Annotated in this window: 21 protein-coding genes and 5 pseudogenes; 15 read left to right on the top strand and 11 right to left on the bottom strand. The window is 68.9% G+C overall.

What is annotated here, in order from left to right:
• The first annotated feature begins 64 nt into the window (after positions 1–64).
• The 3 genes and pseudogenes from ACIQ6R_RS35505 to ACIQ6R_RS35495 form a co-directional block, all read left to right on the top strand.
• Positions 65–1,345: an MFS transporter gene (locus tag ACIQ6R_RS35505; protein WP_404226026.1), complete on the top strand. Its 1,281-nt coding sequence runs from the start codon at positions 65–67 to the stop codon at positions 1,343–1,345.
• A gap of 306 nt (positions 1,346–1,651) precedes the next feature.
• Positions 1,652–2,440, top strand: coding sequence for a class I SAM-dependent methyltransferase (locus tag ACIQ6R_RS35500; RefSeq protein ID WP_404226024.1), 789 nt, complete (start codon positions 1,652–1,654; stop codon positions 2,438–2,440).
• Between the two features lie 8 nt (positions 2,441–2,448).
• Positions 2,449–2,604: pseudogene (locus tag ACIQ6R_RS35495) on the top strand (GNAT family N-acetyltransferase); the annotation flags it as partial.
• A 1,183-nt stretch (positions 2,605–3,787) separates the two neighbouring features.
• Here the strand turns inward: ACIQ6R_RS35495 and ACIQ6R_RS35490 are convergent.
• Genes ACIQ6R_RS35490 through ACIQ6R_RS35480 form a run of 3 tightly spaced genes read right to left on the bottom strand, consistent with a single transcriptional unit; the run spans position 3,788 to position 5,086 of the window.
• Positions 3,788–4,141, bottom strand: coding sequence for a GntR family transcriptional regulator (locus ACIQ6R_RS35490; RefSeq protein ID WP_404226023.1), 354 nt, complete (start codon positions 4,139–4,141; stop codon positions 3,788–3,790).
• 1 nt (position 4,142) lies between these two features.
• Entirely contained in the window at positions 4,143–4,652 is a 510-nt protein-coding gene (locus ACIQ6R_RS35485; protein WP_404186924.1) for a hypothetical protein, read from the bottom strand.
• Entirely contained in the window at positions 4,625–5,086 is a 462-nt protein-coding gene (locus ACIQ6R_RS35480) for a DUF1648 domain-containing protein (protein WP_404186923.1), read from the bottom strand. The genes ACIQ6R_RS35485 and ACIQ6R_RS35480 overlap by 28 nt, the downstream gene beginning before the upstream one ends.
• Before the next feature lie 247 nt (positions 5,087–5,333).
• Here ACIQ6R_RS35480 and ACIQ6R_RS35475 point away from each other — a divergent pair, with 247 nt between their 5' ends.
• The 3 genes from ACIQ6R_RS35475 (at position 5,334) to ACIQ6R_RS35465 (ending at position 7,663) form a co-directional block, all read left to right on the top strand.
• Complete coding sequence (locus ACIQ6R_RS35475) at positions 5,334–5,990, top strand: sporulation delaying protein family toxin (protein ID WP_404226021.1); 657 nt, start codon at positions 5,334–5,336, stop codon at positions 5,988–5,990.
• 117 nt (positions 5,991–6,107) lie between these two features.
• Positions 6,108–6,707 carry an SdpA family antimicrobial peptide system protein gene (locus ACIQ6R_RS35470; protein ID WP_404186921.1) on the top strand — a complete coding sequence of 200 codons (600 nt, stop codon included), beginning with the start codon at positions 6,108–6,110 and terminating at the stop codon, positions 6,705–6,707.
• Positions 6,704–7,663: a sporulation-delaying protein SdpB family protein gene (locus ACIQ6R_RS35465; RefSeq protein WP_404186920.1), complete on the top strand. Its 960-nt coding sequence runs from the start codon at positions 6,704–6,706 to the stop codon at positions 7,661–7,663. Before ACIQ6R_RS35470 ends, ACIQ6R_RS35465 begins: the two co-directional genes overlap by 4 nt.
• Positions 7,664–8,065: 402 nt before the next feature.
• On the opposite strand, the gene ACIQ6R_RS35460 is transcribed toward ACIQ6R_RS35465, so the two are convergent.
• Entirely contained in the window at positions 8,066–8,482 is a 417-nt protein-coding gene (locus ACIQ6R_RS35460; protein ID WP_404226019.1) for a DUF4259 domain-containing protein, read from the bottom strand.
• Positions 8,483–8,543: 61 nt separating this feature from the next.
• Complete coding sequence (locus ACIQ6R_RS35455; protein WP_404226083.1) at positions 8,544–10,070, bottom strand: ISL3 family transposase; 1,527 nt, start codon at positions 10,068–10,070, stop codon at positions 8,544–8,546.
• A gap of 338 nt (positions 10,071–10,408) precedes the next feature.
• On the opposite strand from ACIQ6R_RS35455, the pseudogene istA reads away from it, so the two are divergent.
• Together istA and istB are read left to right on the top strand one after the other, a co-directional pair.
• Positions 10,409–12,060: pseudogene (gene istA, locus ACIQ6R_RS35450) on the top strand (IS21 family transposase).
• A pseudogene (istB, locus tag ACIQ6R_RS35445) lies at positions 12,057–12,852 on the top strand (IS21-like element helper ATPase IstB). Before istA ends, istB begins: the two co-directional pseudogenes overlap by 4 nt.
• A gap of 52 nt (positions 12,853–12,904) precedes the next feature.
• Here istB and ACIQ6R_RS35440 read toward each other — a convergent pair.
• The 4 genes and pseudogenes from ACIQ6R_RS35440 to ACIQ6R_RS35425 form a co-directional block, all read right to left on the bottom strand.
• Positions 12,905–13,543 carry an HAD family hydrolase gene (locus tag ACIQ6R_RS35440; protein ID WP_404226017.1) on the bottom strand — a complete coding sequence of 213 codons (639 nt, stop codon included), beginning with the start codon at positions 13,541–13,543 and terminating at the stop codon, positions 12,905–12,907.
• Positions 13,544–13,797: 254 nt separating this feature from the next.
• Entirely contained in the window at positions 13,798–14,100 is a 303-nt protein-coding gene (locus ACIQ6R_RS35435) for a hypothetical protein (RefSeq protein ID WP_404226015.1), read from the bottom strand.
• A 161-nt stretch (positions 14,101–14,261) separates the two neighbouring features.
• Positions 14,262–14,723 (bottom strand): replication-relaxation family protein, encoded by a 462-nt coding sequence (locus ACIQ6R_RS35430; protein ID WP_404226013.1) that lies wholly within the window; start codon positions 14,721–14,723, stop codon positions 14,262–14,264.
• An 88-nt stretch (positions 14,724–14,811) separates the two neighbouring features.
• Positions 14,812–15,191: pseudogene (locus ACIQ6R_RS35425) on the bottom strand (transposase); the annotation flags it as partial.
• A gap of 21 nt (positions 15,192–15,212) precedes the next feature.
• Here ACIQ6R_RS35425 and ACIQ6R_RS35420 point away from each other — a divergent pair.
• The 7 genes and pseudogenes from ACIQ6R_RS35420 to ACIQ6R_RS35390 all read left to right on the top strand — a co-directional run.
• Positions 15,213–15,785: pseudogene (locus ACIQ6R_RS35420) on the top strand (transposase family protein); the annotation flags it as partial.
• A gap of 354 nt (positions 15,786–16,139) precedes the next feature.
• Positions 16,140–17,420, top strand: a complete 1,281-nt coding sequence (locus tag ACIQ6R_RS35415) for a nucleotide disphospho-sugar-binding domain-containing protein (protein ID WP_404226011.1) — start codon at positions 16,140–16,142, stop codon at positions 17,418–17,420.
• A gap of 1,354 nt (positions 17,421–18,774) precedes the next feature.
• Entirely contained in the window at positions 18,775–18,984 is a 210-nt protein-coding gene (locus ACIQ6R_RS35410; RefSeq protein ID WP_404226009.1) for a hypothetical protein, read from the top strand.
• Complete coding sequence (locus ACIQ6R_RS35405; protein WP_404226007.1) at positions 18,981–19,886, top strand: SDR family NAD(P)-dependent oxidoreductase; 906 nt, start codon at positions 18,981–18,983, stop codon at positions 19,884–19,886. The genes ACIQ6R_RS35410 and ACIQ6R_RS35405 overlap by 4 nt, the downstream gene beginning before the upstream one ends.
• 45 nt (positions 19,887–19,931) lie before the next feature.
• Entirely contained in the window at positions 19,932–20,141 is a 210-nt protein-coding gene (locus ACIQ6R_RS35400) for a 4-oxalocrotonate tautomerase family protein (protein ID WP_404226005.1), read from the top strand.
• 70 nt (positions 20,142–20,211) lie between these two features.
• Positions 20,212–20,463 carry a pyridoxamine 5'-phosphate oxidase family protein gene (locus ACIQ6R_RS35395; protein WP_404226003.1) on the top strand — a complete coding sequence of 84 codons (252 nt, stop codon included), beginning with the start codon at positions 20,212–20,214 and terminating at the stop codon, positions 20,461–20,463.
• 266 nt (positions 20,464–20,729) lie between these two features.
• Positions 20,730–20,852 (top strand): hypothetical protein, encoded by a 123-nt coding sequence (locus ACIQ6R_RS35390; protein ID WP_404226001.1) that lies wholly within the window; start codon positions 20,730–20,732, stop codon positions 20,850–20,852.
• A 452-nt stretch (positions 20,853–21,304) separates the two neighbouring features.
• On the opposite strand, the gene ACIQ6R_RS35385 is transcribed toward ACIQ6R_RS35390, so the two are convergent.
• Positions 21,305–21,814 (bottom strand): topology modulation protein, encoded by a 510-nt coding sequence (locus tag ACIQ6R_RS35385; protein ID WP_404225999.1) that lies wholly within the window; start codon positions 21,812–21,814, stop codon positions 21,305–21,307.
• A 96-nt stretch (positions 21,815–21,910) separates the two neighbouring features.
• A complete protein-coding gene (locus tag ACIQ6R_RS35380; RefSeq protein WP_404225997.1) occupies positions 21,911–22,105 on the bottom strand; it encodes a hypothetical protein in 195 nt (64 codons plus the stop codon).
• Between the last annotated feature and the right edge of the window lie 262 nt (positions 22,106–22,367).

Genomic DNA, 22,367 nt, shown 5'->3' with positions numbered 1-22,367 from the left:
GATCACGAGGTGGTCGTTGGTCCGCCTCACTACCCTGAGCGCCTGCGCGTCTCGGGAGGTTCGGTTGGTACGGCGGAGCACGCTCGGGCGGGACTTCCGGCGGTTGTGGGGCGCCTACGCGGTCAGCGCAGCGGGCAGTGCCGTGGGCATGGGGGCGTTGCCGCTGCTCGCCCTTCTGGTGCTGGATTCCTCGGCACTCCAGGTCTCGGTGCTCGCAGCGTTGTCTGCGGTGGCCAGCGCGCTGATCGCGCTGCCGCTCGGTGTGCGAATCGAGCGCCAGTACAAACGGCCGGTCATGATCACCGCCGATCTGGCCCGCTGCATGCTGCTGGTCAGCGTTCCTGTCGCCATGGCTTTCGACCAGCTCACCTTCACCCACCTGTGTGTCGTCGGCGTTCTCCAGACGGCGGCGTCTGTCGCGTTCGACGCCGCGAGTGGCGCGCATCTGAAGGCACTTGTCCTGCCCGAGCACCGCCTTCGTGCCAACAGCCTGTTTGAGACGACCAACTGGATCAGCGTCAGTGCCGGCCCGCCCGTCGGCGGGCTTCTGATCGGGGCACTGGGCGCGGCGGCCACGATGGTGGTCGACGCGCTGTCCTTCCTCGGATCGGCTGTGGGGATCCGTCGTATCCGGCAGCCCGAATCCGCGCCACCGGCACGTGCCGCCACCGCTCACCTGGGTCGGGACATCGCGGCCGGTTGGCAGTACCTCCTGCGCCACCCAGGACTACGGCCGCTGTTCTTCAACGCGCTGCTCTTCGGCGGATCCGTCATGATGGCATCCCCGCTGATGGCCGTCCTCATGCTGGATGACCTCGGTCTGGCGCCGTGGCAGTACGGACTCGCTCTGGGACTGCCGTGCCTGGGCGGTGTGTTGGGTTCGCGCCTGACTCCGCTCTTCACCCGGCGATTCGGACAGCGTCGCGTTCTGCTGGTGTCCGGGGTGGCACGTACGTTGTGGACGATCCTGCTGCCGCTGACGCCCTCCGGTGCCTTCGGCCTGTTTGTCATCGTGGCCGCCGACTTCGGCCTGCTCTTCTCCGCCGGGGTCTTCAACCCGTCGTTCGCCACCTACCGCATGGCGGCCACACCGGACGCCTTCATGTCCCGAGTCGGCACCTCCTGGTCAGTGGGCACGAAGACGTGCCAGGCCGCATGCGTGATCGCCGGCGGCCTCATCGCCGGCGCCGCAGGCGTACGCGGCGCCCTGCTCATCGCCGGCCTGCTGTGCATGGCGAGCGCGCTGCTTCTGCCATGGCGAAAGGCACGCTTGTCCAACGGGCATGTTCCGTCGCCTACGACAGAAGCGGCTCCGCCCCCGGCCACAGACAGCCCGGCCGCGTAGCGGCTTCCCGGGCTGCAAGGACGAGAACCGTCCGCTCGGTTGGGTGTCCGTGCCTGCAAAGCGCTCCGCAGTGAACGCGCGCTTGCGGGCCGCAGTCGCCATCGTGGCCGATGGGGCGCCGGCGGAGTGACAACCTGAGTCGGTGCGGCGCGTCGTGCTTTCCCACGAAATCCGGTGGAGTCTCAACGGTCGGAAGTGGTTGGGTCCTGCTCGATGCTTCGCTGACACGGCCCGGCACAGTGCGAGGCGCAAGGTCCGAATCGCAGGCGAGGAGCCCGCGTGTCGTCAAGTGATGGAGGTATCGCGGTGGCTGGTTATGGGGCGCTCTCCGACGTGTACGAGTGGCTGATCGGGGACGACAGATTGACCCCTGCCAAGGCAGCCGCGGTTTACTACAGCGATGTCATGGGCTCTCTGCCGCCCAACGCGCGCGTCCTCGACTGTGCGTGTGGAACCGGCCAGCTCGCCGTCGGTCTCGCGAGTCTTGGCCTTGACGTGGTCGCCGCAGACGCCAGCAGCGGGATGGTTCGCCGGACCGTGAAGGCCGCCGACGAGCAGGGTGTCTCGCTTCGAGCCCTCCGCGCGAGCTGGGACGAACTGCCCGACCACCTGGAAGGCTCCACGTTCGATCTGGTGTTCTGCGTCGGCAACTCGCTCGGGCACGCCGAGGGCGCAGCCGGGCGCCTGACCGCACTGGAAGCGATGTCGCGGCTGCTGAATCCGGGCGGACGCCTTGTGCTCCACTCACGCAACTGGGAACTCGTGCGCTCCGCCGGCTCACGGGTAGACGTCCGTGATCGGCTCATCCGCCGCAACGACCGCGAGGCGGTCGTCAGCTACTACTGGCAGATCGAGCAGCGCTGGGAGCAGGAACACTTCCTCGAGATCGTGGTCGCCCAGATCGATCCGGATGGTGCAGTGCGAGCCTGCTCGGAGCGGTTGTCCATCTGGCCCTACCGCTACGAGGACCTCGTGGCGCAGTTGCGCAGTGTCGGGCTTACGGTGCAGTCCTCCACCTTCGACCCCGAGAGCGATGCATACCTGGTGGTCGCCAGCCGCGACCAGGCGCGCGGCACGTCTGAGCCGACGCGCTGATCCGCCTTTCGTCGTCTGTGACGGTCGAGGCGAGTAGGGCGGCGCAGGATGCAGGGGCGACGGACGTCGTCCTGTTCACAGACCCGGACAACCCCACGAGCAACGCCCTCTGCCAGCGCATCGGCTACGTCCATCTCGCCGACTTCGCCGGATACAGGTTCTCCTACGGCGCGCCAGAGGCCGGAGGACCGGCGCCCCTGGACAGCGGCCTAGGAAGGCTCGCCCGTAGCTCCGGCATCGGCGATACGGCGGGCCTTGCACACCGTCTGCCACGGACCGCTGCGCGAATAGTGCATGGATCGAATACTGTCTCTTCGCCAGTAGGTCCGCGAGACAAGTGAGGCGATCGTCGGCGCGGTCACCGGCCCTCTGACTCAGCCCCGGACGCTGCTGCTCGGCAGGTACGACGCCGAAGGCCGCCTCCAGTACGTCGGTCACACCACGGCCCTCGCCCGAGCGGCAGGCACCGCGGTCGCCGGCCTGCTCGAGGCGGGACGGCGCGGGCATCCGTGGACAGGCTGGTCGTTCTCCGCCGGATGGGGCAGCCGGGAGCGACTGGGCGTCACGTTGGTCGAGCCCGGGCTGGTGGTGGAAGTCGGCGTCGATGTCGCCCGTGACGCCTCCGGCCGGTGGCGCCATCGCGCGCGCCGGCACCGCGCCCGCCCCGCCCTCTCCCCCACCGACGTCCCCCGCCTGACAGCTTCGCAGTACGACGGCGGCACGCGCGGAGGCCCCAGCCGACGCGCAACCCGCCAAGCGCCCCCGATCCCCGGCCACGGCCGCGTCGCCCATCCCGCACGTCCCTTCCTCCTTCACTCCAGCCAAGGGACATGGGCAGAGCAGCCGCAACGGGGATGTCAGCAGGCCGACCATGGCAAGACGGCGTGGTGACCTGCGCGGACACGGGGGCGGCCCTGCGGGCCGCGCAACACCTAGCACCACCCTTGGCGCAACATCCAGCACAACAGACAGGCGCAACCCCTGCCGCAACCTCGTGCTCCTGGTCGGACCGGAGCGACCGGTCACGCGGCCCGGTCGGCTCCGTGGGCGCGGGTGAGGTGGCGCAGCTCGGAGCGTGCCGCCGGCACCGAGGGGCGGCCTCACAGAAAGGGTGCCACAACAGCCGTACGGAGAGGGGCGGGGCGGCGGCGCGGGGCGGCGCCGCCTTTGTGGCAGGGCTCGCCGTTGGAGCGCTGCCGTCCGTATGTGCCGCCCTCGCAGGGCATTGCGGCGATGGTTGCAGGGATTGGCAGGGTGCTGAAGGTGGGGCCCTTCGGCGTTGGTTCACTCGCTTGGAAGCGTTCCGACCTCGGCATGGGCGGGCCCTGGCTCTGATGTGGGGTTGCGTCAGGCGTGGAGTTGGGTTTGGACCATGCTCAGGGTTTCGGGGCCGGACAGGCCCGCCTGCCGTGCGAGGCGGACGAAGTGCCGGCAGGCGTCGACGGCGAGGGCGTGGCCGGGGGCAGCGGCGCTGACGACTGCTCCCCGGCCAGGCCGCATCTCGATGAGCTGTTCCTCCTTGAGGATCTGGTAACCGCGGAGCACGGTGTGCATGTTGATGTCGAGTGTCTTGGCGAGGGCTCGAGCGGCGGGGAGTCGCTGGCCCTTGCGGAGGGTGCCTTCGGCGACCGCGCGGCGGACGCTTGCGGCGACCTGTTCGCCGAGGCTGACCGGGGAGGCGTGATCGATTTGGACCAGCATGTCACTGGGTTCCGTTGTCTTGGTCGAGTAGCTGGTTGAGGAGGGCTGCGGCGGTTTCGGCGTCGTCGACGGTGATGACGAACCGGTTTTTGTCGGTGCGGGTGATCCAGAGGGCGTCGCCCTCGCGCAGTGAGACGGCGCTGAGGCCCTGGTTCCAGCGGTAACCCCAGCCGCCAAGTTCGGCGGGTCGGGTCCAGCGGGCTGTGGCGCTCTCGATCCGGCCGAGGGGGAGCCGTCGGCGCAGGAGAGGGAACAACGTCGAAGCCGCGGTCACGCCGCTCGGGGAGACCGTGATGGTGACGGCTCCGGTGGCCAGGAAGGCGGCGGGAATGATCAGCAGCCAGAGCGCCATGGGCCGGTGCGCCCCGACGAGGACGGCGATGACGAGCAGGCCGATCATAGCGACCGCGCCGGTCGCGAGCATCCAGCCGGATGTCACGGAGCGGTGCCAGACGGCGACGGTGCCGCGTGTCGGAGGCCGGTTCACGGACGCCTCCGCCCGATCAGCCATGCCGCAGATCCTGCGGCGAGGCCGGCGACGACGGCGATGGCGAGCTGGTACGACGGGAGCTGAGCCGTCCCCCCTTGGAGGTCAGTACTGGCCTGCATCACCACCACGAAGAGGTAGGCCGTTGCCGCGGACAGTCCCCACGAGAAGACAGCCAGCGAACGTCCTGTCCAAGGGCCTTTGATCGAAAGGAGCGCGGCTGCGGAACCGGCGGCTTCGATTCCGAATATCATCAGATACAGGCCAAATGCGGCTCCCGGGGAGGCGAATCCGTCAGCTGTCCCGTCGAGCGTGAAATGGGTGGCGATCTCGTCCGCGAAGGAGCCCCTGAAGAGCAGAAAGGCCACGCCGGTGACGGCCGCGCCTACGACGTACGGCGTGATGGTCGACACGATGCGGCGCCCGAGTCCGGTGCGGGGTGCTTCCCTGGTCGTCATGTGTGCCTCATCCCTTCTATGTAGTTTGCAGGCGATCTGTTTGTTCGCCTGCAACTAGAACATCTCGGATGGTGTTCCCGGATTCCCGTATGTGATGTGCAGCGATCGGAGAACGGCGTGATCTTGCGCCTCGGTGGCTCGTCACCCAGGAAATCGATAGCGCTTTCGGGTGTCGTTGTTAGCGTGTTGGTGCCCGTGATCACAGCGTCGCGGGAAGTAACCATCCATCGATGACGGGGAGTTACACATGCACAGACGCGCAAGTGTCGCCGTGGCAGGCGTTGCCGTGCTCGCGCTGAGCGGCATCGCTGTCCAAGGGGCCATGGCCAACCCCGCGGCGCCCCGAACACACGCCGCGGCGGCCGCCGCAACCCCCGCCGAAGCCACCGCGCAGGGGCGGGCGCTCTTCGCCGGCCTGACCTTCGCCCAGGGCGATGTGGCCCAGGAGCTCGCCGACTCCGGCAAGTTCGTCGACGTGGCCGCCCTGCGCGAGCAGAACAGTACGGCGGAGCAGAGGAGGGCTGCCACGGCGCTTCTCGACAAGATCCAGAAGGAAAGGCCGCAGTTCTTCGGCAGCTTCGCGGCCAAGCTCCGCTCCGGCGACCCGAACAAGGTCCAGAGCGGTATCGACGAGGCCCGGGACATCATGAAGTCGTTGGCCGCGAAGGCCGAGGGCCCGGACGCCGGGCAGGGCGTGGGCCAGTGCGCGACCGTTGTCCTCGCCGTCAACGTACTCGTCGCCGTGAACCTGGGTGGCGCCGTCAACGTCTCCGTGGCCGTCAACCTCCAGGCCGCGGCGAACGTGGCCAATGAGGTCAACTTCTGGTTCTCGCCCCCCAGCGGCGGGGACCAGCTCTCCAAGGACGAACAGGTTGCCGAGCTGACCAAGGTTCTGGCCGCCTGAGGCACTTCCGGTGCAGGTGACGGGCCTCTCCAAGGCGCCTGGAGAGGCCCGTCACTCCTGGGAAGACTCTTCACAGCTGTGTCCGCCGATCGCCAATCCCCTTGGAAATTCGAGATCATGCGAATATCCCGCAGTCTTCGGATCAGTCCTGCCCGGCCCGCCCAGCGTGTCCCGGTCCCGCGCCCCTGGGTCACCGCGCTCACCGTGGGCTGGACCGTCGTGGCCCTGTACGTGGCGCAGAGCTTCCTTCCTCACAACGTGATCTCCCTACCCGGCCAGGACGGCGCCCGGAGCGTGGCCACGGTCGTCGCACCACAGGGGTGGGCCTTCTTCACCAAGTCGGCCACCGACCCCCAGTACGCGCCGTACCGCTTCCAGGGCGGACAGTGGGAGAGTGCCTCATTGACGCCGCACTCCCGGGCGAGCAACGTCTTCGGGTTCGACCGTGCCTCCCGGTCCCAGGGAATCGAGATCGCGCTGCTCCTGCACGAGGATGGCATCGAGTGGACCAAGTGCGACACGTCGGCGCCGTTGGACGAATGCCTGGGGCGTGCGGCTGACCGGACGATCCCTCTGACCAACTCCTCGCCTTCGCCCACCCTGTGCGGGCGGGCCGCCGTAGCGGAGATGCATCCGGTCCCCTGGGCATGGCGTCACTTCTCCCCGGACCAGCACACCCCGAAGCGCGTAGCCGTCTGGAACGTGAAGTGCCCATGAGTGAGAAAGTGATTGTGCTGCCGTGGACCAACGTCTACGGACTCGCCCGCACGCTGGTTGCCCTGGGCACCGCAGGCACCCTCGCCGCCTCGAGTGCCGAAGCCCTGTTCCGCCCCGTGGCCACGGTCGGGGACTACCCCCTGTGCGACTCGACCACTTCTGCCAGCCTGTTCTGCCTGGCTCCGGACAACTACTCACACCTCACCTGGCTCAAGTGGGGCTGCGTCGCAGCGCTCCTGGTCGTCGCGTCCGGATGGCGCCCGCGGTTCACCGCGCTCCCACACGCCTACATCAACTACAGCGTCTTCGCGGGCATCGCCATCGTCGACGGCGGGGACCAGATCGCACTGATCCTTTCGATACTCCTGATGCTGCCGGCTCTCGGGGACCGTCGCCGATGGCACTGGCAGCCGGACAACGAACGGACGATCGACACGACGGCCAGTCGTGCTCTCGCCCTGGTCGGCGTCAGCGCGCTCGTCGTACTCCGCTTGCAAATGGTCGTCGTCTACCTACAGGCGGCCGTCGCCAAGCTCCCGCACCAGGAATGGCAGAACGGCACAGCGATGTGGTATTGGGGGAACAACCTCGAGTTCGGGCCCGCACCGTGGCTCGACACCTTGGTCGCCCCTGTCATCTCCACCCCGCTCGGCGTAGCGCTGATGACGTGGATACCTCTGGCCATCGAAGGATCTCTCGTCCTCTGTCTCCTTCTGCCTCAGCGGTTGCGCTGGTGGGCCATGGGCGCGGGCATCACCTTCCACCTGGCCATCGCCCTGACGATGGGGCTGTGGAGTTTCGCCCTGGCCATGTCCGCAGGCATCGTCGTCCTGTGTCTGCCACTCGGCTCGACGATCCACGCCTCGACCCCGTCGAGGCCACGCCGGGACAAGGACGATCCGGACGCTGGTCAGGAGCAGGAACAGCAGCCGACTCCACAAGCTCAACCGCAGTAGGCATCGTCCACTGCTGAGGCGGGGGCCGTACGCCCCCGCCCCGGCCGGGCACTTCTCACCGTCGTAACCAGACCCGCCAGAAACTGTCGGCCGCAACCGGGCCCCACCTCAGCCACCCCCAGGAAGCCTCGGCCACCGCATGCCCTCCCCCACCTTCCTTGTGAACGCCGTCGTGCCCGGCGGGGCAAGCGCCGGGCGTACCGGCACATACTCATCACGCTGCGTCGTCGGCCGTCTCACCGCGAGGCAGCACGGGCGTCCGCGGATGGGTGGGCTGGCCGTTCAGTGCCAAGTAAGCAACTGGGAGCAACAGGGCAGGCCGGACGCGGGTGTCGGCGGTCGGGGTCAGTGACTTTGTTCACGGGTAGCGGTTCTGGCTCGCTTTCCGTGACGTGGTCACGATTAGTGATCAGTGGGTGCTTCGAGTGCCTGGAGGATCCGTTGCACTTCCTGGCGCCACTCGTCGGCGTCGGCACTGTCCACCCACCCCGTCGCCATTTCTGATCCGTCCTGGAGTACCCGGTCCAGTGCGAGCCTGGCCGATGCGCGGAGCGATGCCGGTAGTTTGGGCAGCGGTTCCCTCGGACCGTCGTCTGGATCAATCGCGATGGGGCTATCCGGGATGGTGCTGGCGACGAGGGCACCAGCAGCAACGGCTTGGGCGCCGTCTCCGCCATCGACGCGTGCTCCTGAGCTGGTGACTCGTTGGAATGCCTGCTCAAGCACGTCGATGACCTGCTGGTGGGTGAGTCCCTCAAGTTCATCGACGAAGTCTGCGGCGAGGTCGCTGTCGAACGGGCCGGTTCCCCACGTTCCCATGCATGGCTCCTGGTATGGCTGTCTCGGATGGAGGCAGAATTCCAGGTGCCTCTGACATCGGTCATGGGGCGAGGAGCACTCGCTTGCGGAGCAGTGCGAAGCAGGCGCGTCCGAACATCTGGCGCTTGAGCATCTTGATCCTGTTGACGTGTCCTTCGACGACGCCGGAGTTCCAGGGCAGGGTGAGTCCGGCGGTGACCGCGTCACGGTCTCGGTCGATTCCTGCTGCGAGAGTGTGGAGGCTGGGCAGGTCGTCCTGGCGGACGGCGTCGAGCCACTGAGGGAGCCGTTCGCCCTGGCGCTCGGTGAGCATCTGGGCGAAGGACCGAACGTGACCGGTCAGGGCATCGAGTTCAGGGCAGTTGGCCAGGACGGCTTTGAGCCGGAGCTGTTCGGTCTCGGTCAGCGTCTCGGGCCGGCTGAGAATCCATCTTGTCACCACGCGGGGTGCCGGCGGTTGCGCCGTGACCGGTTGTGGCGAGGTCCGTTTCTCTCGCAGGTAGGCGCTGACCCGGCCGTAGCTTCCTCGATAGCCCAAGGGAAGGATCTCTTCCCAGAGCTTCCAGGCGTTGGTGCAGCCCTCGTCCCAGCGTTCGTCCAGGTAGGGCTTGTACTCGTCGAGGACGGAGGTCCGGTTGTGCTGCCACTGACCACGAAAGAGGTCTTCCGGCTTCGCGGCGTCGGCGAGGCTCTTGACGGTGCGGTGGGTCATGTTCAGCTGGCGCCCGATGGAACGGCGGCTGTGGCCGGCTTCCAGCAGCGCGTGGACCGTGGCGTGCCTGTCTCGGGCGCGGTTGGCGAATCGCTCGCTCCGCCATGGAGAGTCTGTCTTGTCGACGGGCGGCGCCGGTTCGTCGGCCTTCCCCTCGCGATCGGGGACCAGCACGCGAAGGCACTGGCGGTGGCGGGCGACCGCCCGCTCAGCGGCTTCCCCGAGGTTGTGCCACAAGTGCCAGCGGTCGGCGACCTGCGTCGCTTGGGGCGCCCCGGCTGTGGCGCCCTCTGCGAAGAACGGCGCGCGGTCCCGGCAGACGATCTCGGTCCCGGGGCGCTTCGCCAGCCAGGCGGCCAGGCTGGACGCCTCCCGGTCAGGCAGCAGATCCACCGGTCTGCGGGTCTCGACGTCGACGAGTACCGTGCCGTAGACCCGTCCCTTCCGAGTGGCGTACTCATCAACACCCACGACTCGCGGAGCAGGGATTTCGGGTTCGGGCAATGCATCGAGCAGCCGCAACACCGTGCTGCGGCTGATGGGCACCCCGAAGGCCCGTGCCATCCGGGCGCCGGCCCGGCCGGCGAGGGCGAGACCCACCGCGGCGAGAGTCGACCGCAACCGCTCCGTCCACCTGCTGTGCCGCCGGGTCAGTCCCGGTATCTGCTCAGCGAACGTCCGCCGAGCACACGAAGAGTCCGGACAGAAGAACCGCCGAACTCGCAGTTGCAGGACCACCAGACGTCCCCCACTCGGCACGTCCGCAGGAAACCGCAGATAGGAGCTGTGCACCTGGGTCGACTCGCTCCCACAGTCCGGGCATGCCGCCCCAGCCGCCGTCCTGCAGACGCCGATGCGTACCGCCTCGTGGCTCACGTCCAGCGACAGCACCGACACGTCCGCGATGGACGGTAACAGCAGGCCCTCCAGCCGGGGCGATGTCTCTTCCACGACGCCGCACTGTCGACGACATCGAAATCTGCCCTGCTCATTTTCAGGCAACTTCCCGGAGTCTGATCGGAGCGTCAGTCGTCACTCAGCGTGCATGCATCACGGAAAGCGAGCCAGAACCCGGGTAGCGACAGCAGTTGTTCACGGGTTTGGGAGGCACCCCGATCCACGGTCGGGTGATGTTCACGAGTTTTGACAGCACTGCGGTCCTTGCCAGGGCAGCATCGGGATGCTCCTGGTGAAAGGTGCTGGTCATGCCGCAGATGTCGAAGGTCGAGCTGTATGCGGCGATCCGGCGTGACCACCGGGCTGGTGTCTCGATGCGAGCCTTGGAGCGCAAGTACGGGGTGGGGTGACGTACCGGACGGTGCAGAAGGCCGTGAACTCCGCCTGGCCTGAACCCCGGAAGAAGCTCCCACCGCGAGCTACCGCGATCGATCCGTACAAGTTCGTGATCGACCAGATGCTGCGGGCGGACCTGGATGCACCGCGCAAACAGCGGCACACGGTCACGCGGATCTTCCACCGGCTCGTCGAGGAGAACGGTGCCGAGGACATCTCTTACCAGATGGTCCGTCGCTACGTTGCCGACCGGAAGCCCGAGATCCTGGCGGCGTCCGGGAAGGCGCCGGTGGAGGCGTTCGTCCCTCAGTCCCACCAGCCCGGCATGGAGGCCGAGGTCGACTTCGGCGACGTCAAGGTGTGGCTGGCCGGCGAACTGGTCACCTGCTACCTGTTCTCCTTCCGCCTGTCCTACTCGGGCAGGGCCGTCCACCGCGTCTTCGCCTCCTGCGGGCAGGAAGCGTTCTTCGAAGGCCACGTGCACGCGCTCCAAACGCTGGGCGGTGTCCCGCGGAACAAGGTCCGCTACGACAACCTGAAGTCCGCGGTCGCCCAGGTCCTGGGACTCAGCCGGGCCCGGGTGGAGACGGACCGGTGGATCGCGTTCCGCTCCCACTTCGGCATCGAGAGTTTCTACTGCCGACCCGGCATCGAGGGCGCCCACGAGAAGGGCGGGGTCGAGGGACAGATCGGCTACTTCCGCCGCAACCACTTCACGCCCGTCCCGGAAGTCGGCTCGCTCGCCGAACTGAACGAACTGGTCGATCAGTGGGACCTCCACGACGGACGTCGTCGCATCGGGGCGAGGCCGCGGACGATCGACGAGTACTTCGCCGTCGAACAGCCGCTGCTGGCGCCCCTGCCGGACGAGCCGTTCGAAACGGGCCGGCTGTTCACACCGCGGGTGGACCGCTACAGCCAGATCACCGTCCGCACCAACCGCTACTCGGTCCCCGTCCGGTTGATCGGCAAGAAGGTCCGGGTCATGCTGCACGCCTCTCACCTGGTGGTTTACGACCAGAACGTGGAAGTGGCCCGGCATGAGCGTCTGATCGCCAAGTGCGGAATCCGTCTGGAGTTGGATCACTACCTGGAGGCCCTGGTGCCCAAACCAGGCGCCTTCCCGGGCCCAACGGCCCTGGAGCAGGCCCGCTCGGCGGGGAGGTTCACCCCGGTCCATGATGCTTGGTGGGCCGCTGCCCGCAAGGTCCACGGTGAGAGGGACGGCACCCGAGCACTGATCGAAGTGCTGCTGCTGGGTCGGCATATCGCGCACGAACACCTGGCCGCCGGCCTGGCCACGGCCCTTCGGGCTGGAGCGCTGACAGCGGACGCCGTTGCTCTAGAGGCCCGCAAGGCCGCCCAGACCGAGGACGAGTCCACCGCCCTTCCTGCCCCGCGCGATCCGCATCCGGCAGGCCAGTCGTCGGCGACCGTCACGTCCTTGCACGAGTGGCGGCTCGCGCACCTGCCGCCGGACACCAGGCCGCTGCCCTCGGTGACCCCCTATGACCAGTTGCTCCGCCGCCACCGCACCAGTGGCAGCACCCACCGTGAGGGAGAAGCCCAGTGACCCTGCCCCGCCAACGGAACATGACCGAGCAGGCCGCCGACGCCGCGATCGACACCGCCTGCCGTCTCCTGCGGCTGCCGACGATCCGGGCCGAGTTCCCCGACATCGCATCCGCGGCGGCCAAGGACCAGATGACCTACCGCGGCTTCCTCGCCGAGCTCTTGATGGCCGAGTGCGACGACCGGGCACGGCGCCGCTCCGAACGGCGGATCAAGGCGGCCGGGTTCCCCCCGGGAGAAGTCCCTGCGATCCTTCGACTTCGACGCCAACCCGAACATCGACCCGGCCACCATCCACACCCTCGCCAGCGGTGAGTGGATCAAGAAGAGCCAGCCGCTCTGTGTGATCGGCGACTCCGGCACAGGCAAGTCCCACATGCTTATCGCCCTGGGCACCGAGGCCGCGATGAAGGGCTACCGCGTCCGCTACACGCTGGCCACGAAGCTGGTGAACGAGCTGGTCGAGGCGGCCGACGAGAAGCAGCTGAACAAGACCATCGCCCGCTACGGCCGCGTCGACCTTCTCTGCATCGACGAGCTCGGATACATGGAACTCGACCGCCACGGCGCCGAACTCCTCTTCCAGGTCCTGACTGAACGCGAGGAGAAGAACAGCGTCGCGATCGCCTCCAACGAGTCGTTCGGCGGCTGGACCAAGACTTTCACTGATCCTCGTCTCTGCGCGGCCATCGTCGACCGCCTCACCTTCAACGGCACCATCATCGAGACGGGCACCGACTCCTACCGCCTTGCCAGCACACGGGCGCGAGCGGAACAGACCGCGGCGGGCTGATCAACCCCTTCAACGCCTGGCCGGCAACCGCTGAAGACCGGCCAGGCCGACGTCACGCGAGCGGGACACGCCCGGGAACCAAAGGCCCGGCGTCCAAATGAGCCGCGACGCGCGTGATGGTCCGCGCGTTGTCCTCGAACAGGTGCGCCTGCATACCCGCCGCCTGAGCGGCCTCGACGTTGACTGCGACATCGTCGATGAACAGGCAGTTCTCCGGCCGCACGTTCAAGCTGGCGCATGCGGCCTCGAAGGCCCGCGGGTCGGGCTTCTCGACGCCGATCTCGTGGGAGTAGACGATCTGCTCCACCAGTTCGTCGAAGTGATACAGCGTCGTCTCCCGCTCCCGGGCGCCGACGAAGCTGTTGCTCAGGATGCCCAGCCTGCAACGTCCCTGCAGCCCACGCACATAGTCGATGAGGTCCTCGTTCGGCGTCCCCAGATACTCCGCCCAGAGATCAGCCATGAAGGCTTCACCCTGGGGGGCGTCGAGCCCCAAACGGACCGCCACCTGCTCGTGCACCTCGCGCTCGCTGATGCTCCCGACGCTCCCAGCCCGCCACACGTCGCGCATCCGCTCATGGACAGTGCCCAGTGGCAGCTCCAGCCGCTCTTCCCACCGTTGCACCCATCCGGTTTCCGGCGTGATCTCCAGCACGCCGCCGATGTCGAGAATGACGCAGGTCGCGGTCACGCGAACTCCCCCTCTTCGTCCTTGACCAGCGAGCACAGACTGCCCGCTCATGAGATCGACAGAGACACTGTCGACTCTCCCCCTGGGGCAAGGTCAAGCGATCTTCGAGGCTTGTGACAGCCCTGTCGCAACCCGCCGGCCCGACTCATCAGCAAGTGCCGTCAAAACTCGTGACGATCCGCGAAGCCCCCGACCGGACGATGCCGTCAAAACTCGTTAACAAACGCTGTCGCAAGAAGTGATCGAAGCCAGGGTCAGGGCGTGTCGCCGGAGTAGTAGAAGCGGCACACCACACCCGGGCCGACCGATGGGCGCGGGGCGTCGGGGCACGGGTCGTACAGCGCCCGCTCGCCGGGCCACCGCCCCAGCTCGGTCATCAGGACGACACCGTCGTCTATCCCTTCCGGCCGCCAGCCCGTGATGTCGAGCAGTAGCCCGCCCAGCGGCCCGCCGACCAGCACGGCGTACGTCTGGTGCGGCAGCGGGCCGGGGTTGGGGCCGTCGTGGTCGTGGCCGTACGCCCGGCCGCGCAGCAGCTGCTCGTCACCATCGTTCATCCGACCAGCCTCCCAGCCGCCACCGACAGCTGGACAGAGCCGGCGGGCCCGGCCTGGGTGGAGGCCGGGCCCGCCGTGCTCACCGCGGCTTGGGCAGCGCCGTCAGCGCCCGCCGGCCCTCACCGTGGCCGACGACCCGCCACACCGGCCGGTCGGCTCCGTCATGAGTGAGCTGGTGCAGGATCGTCGTCGCCACGGTGATCCGCCAGTTCGGCCGAGCACGGTCGTGGAAGGCGGCCTCCCTCGTTTCCGGGGCCGCACGGCGAGGGGCCCGGGGCGAAGAGGAACAGCGGCGGCGGGAAGGCCCGCTCCAGGGACGGCCCGGCGTAGGTCTCCTGCCAATGGCTGCGTGGGACGCGGGCGACGATTCCGCGCCCGGACGCAGGGGCGCTGCGGTAGGACTCGTAGCGCTCCAGCTTGGCGAGCAGGCGGGCGTAGGACATGGTGCGGTCGATGCCCACGAACGCGCTGGAGCCGTCGGCCAGGAGCGCCACGGCGTCGGGCACGAGGTTCCCGGCCGGGGTGGGGTGGGCGACTTCCACCCGCCAGTCGGCCTGATCGGCCATCTCCGCCTGGTGGAAGGCGATGACGGTGTCGACCAGGGCGAGGCCGTGCTCGCGCAAGCCCGTCTTGCTGGCCGCGCTGCGCTTGCCTGTCGTCCGGCCGGTGAGCAGGGCCTCGCCGCGGAGGCCCGCGCCGGCCTTCGTCGCCGGCGATCGTGCGCTCGACGACGTAGCGGAAGATGCCCAGGCCGGTGCCGTGCGGCTCACCCCTCTTCGCGATCACGGGGCGGATGCCTCGCTGCCAGAGCAGGCGACGGTACTTGGCGTGGTCGTAGCCGCGGTCGGCCAGGAGTGCGCCGGGGCGTCGTCGGGGTCTGCCGACCCAGCCCGCGACGGCGGGAATCTTGTCGAGCAGTGGCCCGGGTTGGGTGACGTCGTTGCGGTTGCCGCCGGTCAGTGACACCGCGAGCGGGATGCCCTTTCCGTCGATGATGAGGTGGTGCTCGCTGCCCGGCCGTGTGCGGTCGACCGGGCTGGGCCCGCTTTTGGGCCCCGCCGGGCCGCGCGGACGTACGAGGAGTCGACAGCCTGTACCACCAGGAACCGCACGTGCTTGTCTGTCCCTCTGCCCTCGACCTGTCCACCCAGCACCCGCGGTTGCTGACCGAGCGGTTGGCCACCCAACGGACGGCACGCGAGACTCGGTGGCGCCGTCTGTCCGCCGGCCGCCAGGCGCTGCTGGTGCTGGCACGCCTGCAACTTGGGCACACATACGCTCAGCCCGCGGCTGGGTTCGAGGTGGGTGTGAGCACGGTGTACCGGTACATCGCGGAAGCCGTCGGACTGCTCGCGGTGCGAGCGCCCGACCTCGCCACAGCGGTGGCGGCCGTCTCAGCAAAGGCATTCGGGATCCTCGACGTGCCGCTGCTGCCGAAGGACCGGATCGCCGCCGACCGGGCCTCCTACTTCGGCAAACACGAGAGGCACGGTATGAACGTGCAGGTCATCGCCGATCCACAGGGCAGGCTGCTGTGGGCCTCGCCCGCTCTGTCCGGCGCCGTGCACGACATCAAGGCCGCCCGAATCCACGGCATCATCGACGCCCTCAGCGAGAGGGGCCTGGTCTGCTGGGCAGACGAGGGCTACCAGGGCGCGGGCGGCACCGTGGGGGTACGCCGCCGTGATGCTCGTCGCCGCCGCCGAACTCGCCCACCCAGCAGGACGAGCGGTCGCGGACACACTTGGCGGGCGTAGCCGCAGCCCTGGCGGACGACCTCAGTGACGTGGCATCAGCGCAATGGTGGGAGCAAGTGGCAGGCTCGAATGCAGTCTTGGACTCCGACCAACTCGGCGAACGGTTCCGGGACCTTGCCCGGCGAGCAGACAACGTTCCCGGGCAGGACTGAGCCCGGCCGTCCGCCCGTACCGGCGCTGTCCGGTCGATGTCCGGTGGTTTCCCCAAGCAAGGGGACCAGGATCGGGTTCATCGGGTCGCCCCCCCCGGGCCGACCTCCGTCGACCCCGAGGAAGCCCTTCATGACAGCCGCCCCCATCGTGCTCGCCGCGACCCCACTCACCGGTCACGTCCGGTCGATCCTGAACCTTGCCCGCCACCTCGTCGCGGCCGGACGACAGGTCACGGTCCTCAGCGGCAGCCGGTTCGCGCGGCAGACCGACGCAGCGGGAGCGGCGTTCATCCCGCTGGCCGGACCGGCCGACTTCGACGACCGCCGCCTCGGTGAGCTGCAGCCGTGGCTGCACGAGCTGCCGCCAGGCCCGGCCTCCTTGGAGGCCATGTTCGGCTGGTTCACCAACATGGCACCAGCGCAGAACGCCGTGCTGCAGGAGGTGCTGGCACAGCAGCCGGACACCGCCGTCATCCACGAGGCCGCCTTCTACGGAACGTGGCCGCAGCTGCTGGGCGCACCCGGGATCCGACCACGGCGCACCGTCGGCCTCGGGATCTTCCCTCTGCCCCTCAGCGGGGCCGAGCTGACCATGATGGGGCCTCCTCCCTCGCGCGCCGGGCTCGACGTGCGGCGAGCGGCTGCGGCGTTCAACGCCGAACTCGCCGCACAGCTCGCCGGCGCCACCGCGGACGCCCAGCAGGTCATGGCGGGGCTGGGCGCGACGGCCACACTGCCCATGATCAGTGACGCGCAGGTCCTGCTGCCCGACGTGTTCGCTCAGCTCACCGTCCCGTCCTTCGAGTACCCCCGGATCGATGCGCCGCCCACGCTACGGCTGGTCGGGGCCCTGCCGCCCGAGCCGCCCACCGCATGGGAGCCGCCCTCGTGGTGGCCCGAGCTCTCGCAGCGCCGAGTCGTCGCGCTCACCCAGGGCACGGTGGCCAATCACGACCTGACCGATCTCGTCCAACCGACGCTCGACGCACTCGCCGACGAAGACGTGCTCGTCGTGGCCGGGCTGGGCGGACGCGAGATCGTCCCCGGCGAGTTGCGCGTGCCGTCGAACGCACACGTCGAGTCGTTCATCCCGTTCGACGCGCTGTTCCCACTGGCCGACGTCGTGGTCACCAACAGCGGATACGGCGGCGTGCAGCTCGCCCTGCAGCACGGCGTGCCGCTCGTCGTGGCAGGCGGCAGCGAGGACAAGCCCGCGGTGGCCGCCCGGGTCGCGGACCTCGGAGTCGGTGTCGACCTGCGCACCGACCGACCGGAAACCGCCGCGGTCGCACAGGCCGTCCGGCGGGTGCTTGACGAGCCGGAGTTCCGACGCCGGGCGCGGGACCTCAGCGCAGAGTACCGGGCCGCAGACCCGGTACGCGCCATTCTCGACATCGTCGACGGCACGTGACCTCTCCGTTCACGACCGCCCGTTGCGGCTCGGCCGGCCTCGTCGACGGTGACCGGCCTGACCGTTCGTCACGGGCTCCGGTGCCGCGGGCGCGGGCGCGGCGCAACGGACGGTCGTGGCGGACGAGAGCCCGAAGAGGTCGCTGACCACGATCGGCAGCAGCTCGGTGATGGCGGTGATCCACGCCGTGTCGCGCGCCGCACGGGTAGGGAGATCGTGGTTCCGCAGCCTATTGATGATGTGGCTGGCGCTCAGAGGTCGACCTGCGGGCGACCGGGGAGAAGGCAGCCGGGCCCGGGGGACGCGGGAGGCTTGAGCATCGAGGCAGCCTGCGGGCGCCGATCGAGGTCCGCACCGGGCCCCACTGGCACCAGCTTACGCGGACCGGCAACCGCGAAAACTGCGTCACCCGCAGCCCCGTGGACGTCTCCACCCGCACCTGCTCGGCCCCCAACACCTCAGCCATGAAAGAGAGATAACCAGTTCGCGGCCTTGTGCGACACCCTTTGGGGATTGAGGCTGGTACTTCACAGGCAGTATCCGGCGGGCGCGCTCCTGCCAGCTGGTGGCGCGGGCGTATCGGGCCACCACGCGCCGGTTCAGGCCCGGCTCGGGGGCAACTGCGCTGAACGAGCGGCCGGAGCCGGTCATCGCGTGCACTGCCTCGAATAGCCGCTTCGCGTGCCGCCGGGCCGGAGTATCGGTCGGCTCCGGCGATGCCGCCGTGCTCGCCGGGGCCGGCTCAGGAGCGGGAACCGCGGCGGGCAGGCGCCGCCGGTGGGCAGCGGCCACGTCCGTCACTCGCTTGGAAAGCTCCTGCCGCAAATGAAAACGATCACCGGCCTGTACCGCGTCCGGAGCGAGCGCCCTTGATGATGCCCTGCCGGTAGACCAGCGAGCCATCCCTGCACACCACGCGGACGCCGGGATGCGTCCGCAGCTGTCGGCGGCTCCGGGCCGACACCTCCACCCGGCGCCACCTCCGCCCGGCCCGCGCCGGCTGCCCGGACCCGGTTCCGCAGGGTCTCCGGCTGATCCCCGAATCGGTAGCGACCCGCCGGATCGTCGCCTCGGGCCGCGACTGGTTCAACGCGGCCGCGGCCGCCTTGAACTGCGGCGGACAGTTCTTCATGACCAGGAGACGTCCGTTCTCGGAATGACCAGGAGACGTCCGTTCTCGGATCCTCAGGACCCACTGCCTCGTGTGTCCAGGATCAAGGGTCGAACCCCCCTCCCGTCTGCTGGTCGAAAGAGCGCACCTCTCCAGTCTCATCCAGTCTCAACCCGTCCGGCAGGCGGATCCAGGGGATGTCCTCCCCTGGATCCGCCTGCCGGTGTCCCGCATCGTGAGAGCATGAACAAAACGCCGCCCACGGAACCGGCACCCGCCTCACGGGATGCCGCAGTCACCGGCGTACCGCGCGCCATCGGCCGCACGGTCCGCCGGAGCCTCGCCCGGAAGCACACGGCCGTCCCGGCCGGCATCCGCGCCACCGCCGCCCCCGGCCCGAAGGGGCACTGGATGAACGGGCGGACCCCGTGCGTCGGAAGCGGCACGCTGTGACGCCGCCACGGCACGTCGTGGTCGTCACCGGCGCGTCCAGCGGCTTCGGGGATCTCACCGCACGGGCCCTGGTCGAGGCCGGGCACAGCGTCTACGCCGGCATGCGCGCCGTCTCCGGCCGCAACGCGTCCGCCGTGGCAGCGCTCGACGAGTTCGCACGTGAACGCGGAGTGCGGGCGGCGGCTGTGGAGATGGACGTCCAGGATCAGGACTCGATCGATGGCGCCATCGACCTCGTGATGGCGGAACAGGGACGGGTCGACATGGTGGTGCACAACGCCGGCCACATGGTTCTCGGACCCGCCGAGGCGTTCACCGCCGCACAGCTCGCCGACGTCTACGACGTCAACGTGCTCTCCACGCAGCGCGTGAACCGCACCGTGGTGCCGATCATGCGCAGTCAGGGCCGAGGGCTGCTCGTGTGGGTCGGTTCCTCCTCGACCCGCGGCGGGCATCCCCCTTTCCTGGCGCCCTACTTCGCCGCCAAGGCGGCGATGGACGCCCTCGCCGAGAGCTACGCCGCCGAGCTGATCAAGTTCGGCATCGAGACCACTCTCGTCATCCCAGGAGCCTTTCCGAGCGGCACCAATCACTTCACGCACGCCGGCACACCGGCCGACACCGAGCGAATCGCCGCCTATGACGAGCCCTACGGCCGGCTCAGGGACACGATGACCCAAGCCCTGGGTGACATCTTCCCGCCCGGACACGGAGCCGACGAGGTGGCCGACGAGATCGCCCGGGTCGTCGCGCTCCGGCACGGGGAGCGACCGCTGCGTACCCACGTCGACCCCAGTCGTGACGGCAGCGAGGTGGTCTCCGCCGTGTACGACCGCATCCGGGCCGAATTCTTCCGGCGCGTCGGCATCGCCGAACTTCTCACGCCGCACGCAAGCCTCTGAACCGGCCACCCACCACACCAGCAATTCACTTCACAGGAAACAGCCATGCCCTTCGCCAACTTCAAGGTTCCCGCAGGCACCATCACCGCCGCTGACAAGAAGAAGCTCGTCGAGCGCACGACCGATCTGTGCGCGGAGATCTACGGCGAGCGCGCCCGTGCCACCACCGTCGTCCTCGTCGACGAAGTCGCCGACGGAGGCTGGGGAGTCGCCGGCAACGTCCTGACCGCCGACCTGCTCAACGGCGACGCCTGACCACCGCCACCCTGCCGGGCCCGGCGTCCGACCGCAGGGCCCGGCACCACGCACGAACGGGCTCGCATCTGTGAACGACACACTCACCATTCCCGACTCGCACCTCGACCTGCTCAACGGCAAGACGGTCGTGCTGAGCACGACCAATGCCGACGGCACCGTCCAGTCCACGGCCATCTGGGTCCACTACGGCGACGACGGCGTACTGCGCACCTCCCTGGCCACCGCCCGTCAGAAGTACCGCAACCTGACGTTCAGTGCTCAGGCCGCCGAGGACCGCCTCGTCGTGACCTTCAGACCGACCCGCGTCCGTGCCAGCTGAGCCGGACGGCCCGTTTCCCTTCCAGCCCCAGCACAGGAGGCATTACCCCATGCGATTTTGGACAAGCCGCACGCACAACTACGGTCTGCTCCTGGGCAGCTCGGCCACAAATCCTCAGGATTCAGCGTCTCGTGTGTTCAGCAGCACGGGGCGAGGCCCACTCTTCGGGTGGCTCGGGATGGCGATCGAGAGTGTCGACGCCCGCAGTCGCCAGGCCCTGAGAGGGCCACTTCCCCTTCCGAGAGGGCGGCAATGAAGAGCGTCTCATGGCGCTGATGAGCCCGGACCCGAGCGGCGAGGGACGTCACCGCTGGACGATGCGCCGGAAGACCGCGCTGAACGCCTTCGACATCATCTTCGGCGGCCGCCTGACGGCGGCCCATCGGTAGCCCCGACCAATCTGGTCGCGCCGCTCGTAATGGATGGCGCCCCGGGAGTGGTTCCTGGCCGCACCGGCTGGCCTTCGAGTGTCATCTGCCGACAGGAACGTGAGTGAACTTCCCCGCGCGGGGCGCGACATGGACGACCATCACCGGCTCGCCAGACCGGCGATCGTGGGGACCAGCCGGAGCTGCTCGGCGAGAGTGAGGCTGCTCGTGCCGCGGCCGCATCCGATGTCGAGCACCGCGCCGCGCCGAGCCGGTCCGGCCGGGCGTGATGGGTCTGCACCAGGCTGACGATGGTCTCGGGCACCGGGTGTCCGGCGGTCTTGGCGCGCATCAGGGCGCTGGTCCGCCCGGCCAGCCGCGAGGCGTGTCCGTACAGCTCCGGCTGCCGGACGGGGTCCAGGAACGGGTTGGGCTCGTTCATGCCACACCCCCTTGCCGGGGGCGCGGGCCGGTCAGGACTGCTCGGCGGCGACCTTCCGCAGCCAGCGGCGCGTCTGACGCCGGTTGGCCGGCAGCACCACATCGGCGCCGGAGCCGAACTCCTCGATCTTCGCCATCACGCGGGCCCGCATCTTGCGCCGGTACGTGGCGACATACTTGATCACGCCCCAGTGGATGCGGTTGTGCACCCCGTTGCCCTTGTACCCCGCGCCGTGCCGGATCTGCCGGGAGAAGATCCCGTACAGCGCCGCCGCGGTCGACACGTCCATCAGGACCACGGTGTCGCGGGCTTCGAGCCGTACCTGCAGCGTCGAGTTGTAGTTGCCGTCGATCACCCACCGCGGCTGCGCGACCAGCTCGCGCTGGACGTCGGTGAACTTGTCCATGGCCAACGCGTTCCACTCGTCGTCGTAGAACGCGGCGTCCAGGTGCGTCACCGGGGCGTCGAGGATCCTGCCCAGTTCGCGGGCCACGTGGGATTTGCCGCTGCCTCCGCAGCCGACGATGGCGACCTTCTTCATGGTGCTCCGGCGTAGAGAGGTTCGGGTGTCCGGCGGACCCATCCTCCGGGACGCGCCCGGAGGATCCGCGCGCCGTGGTCGATCGAGCGGTCTGCATCAGGCAGCTCCCCGCTCGGTCGCGGTGGCCTGGAGGAGGCCGTGCAGGACGGACTCCAGGGTGTTGACCTGCTTGCACAGGCCGAACAGGCGCAGCGGGCCCACACATGAGGCGATCAGGGCGGCGTGCTGCTCGGTGCCGGCGATCTCGCGCAGGTAGGAGAGGGGTTCGAGCACGTCGCCGCCTGAGCGCACGACCAGCTCCTTCAGGACGAACCGGTCGGCGAAGCGGATATCCGGCCGGGGCCAGCGGCAGGCATCCGGCGAGCACGGCCTCGAAGATGCGCTGGGTCATCTGCCCGACCGCGGCGTACCGCTCGGGCAGCATGAGCACCGTGGCCAGGGACCGGCCGTAGACGCCGACGGCGTCCTCGAACGGGATCCGGCCCGCGAAGCGGACGTGCGGCCAGCGGCCGGTCTTCGTCCACTTCCCGGCGACCAGGTGCTCGACGCGGGC

This window comes from Streptomyces sp. NPDC096048 (genome assembly GCF_044763415.1).
Taxonomy (GTDB): domain Bacteria; phylum Actinomycetota; class Actinomycetes; order Streptomycetales; family Streptomycetaceae; genus Streptomyces.
The sequence above is the reverse complement of the archived record's forward strand: the minus strand, read 5'-3'. Positions and strand labels throughout refer to the sequence as shown.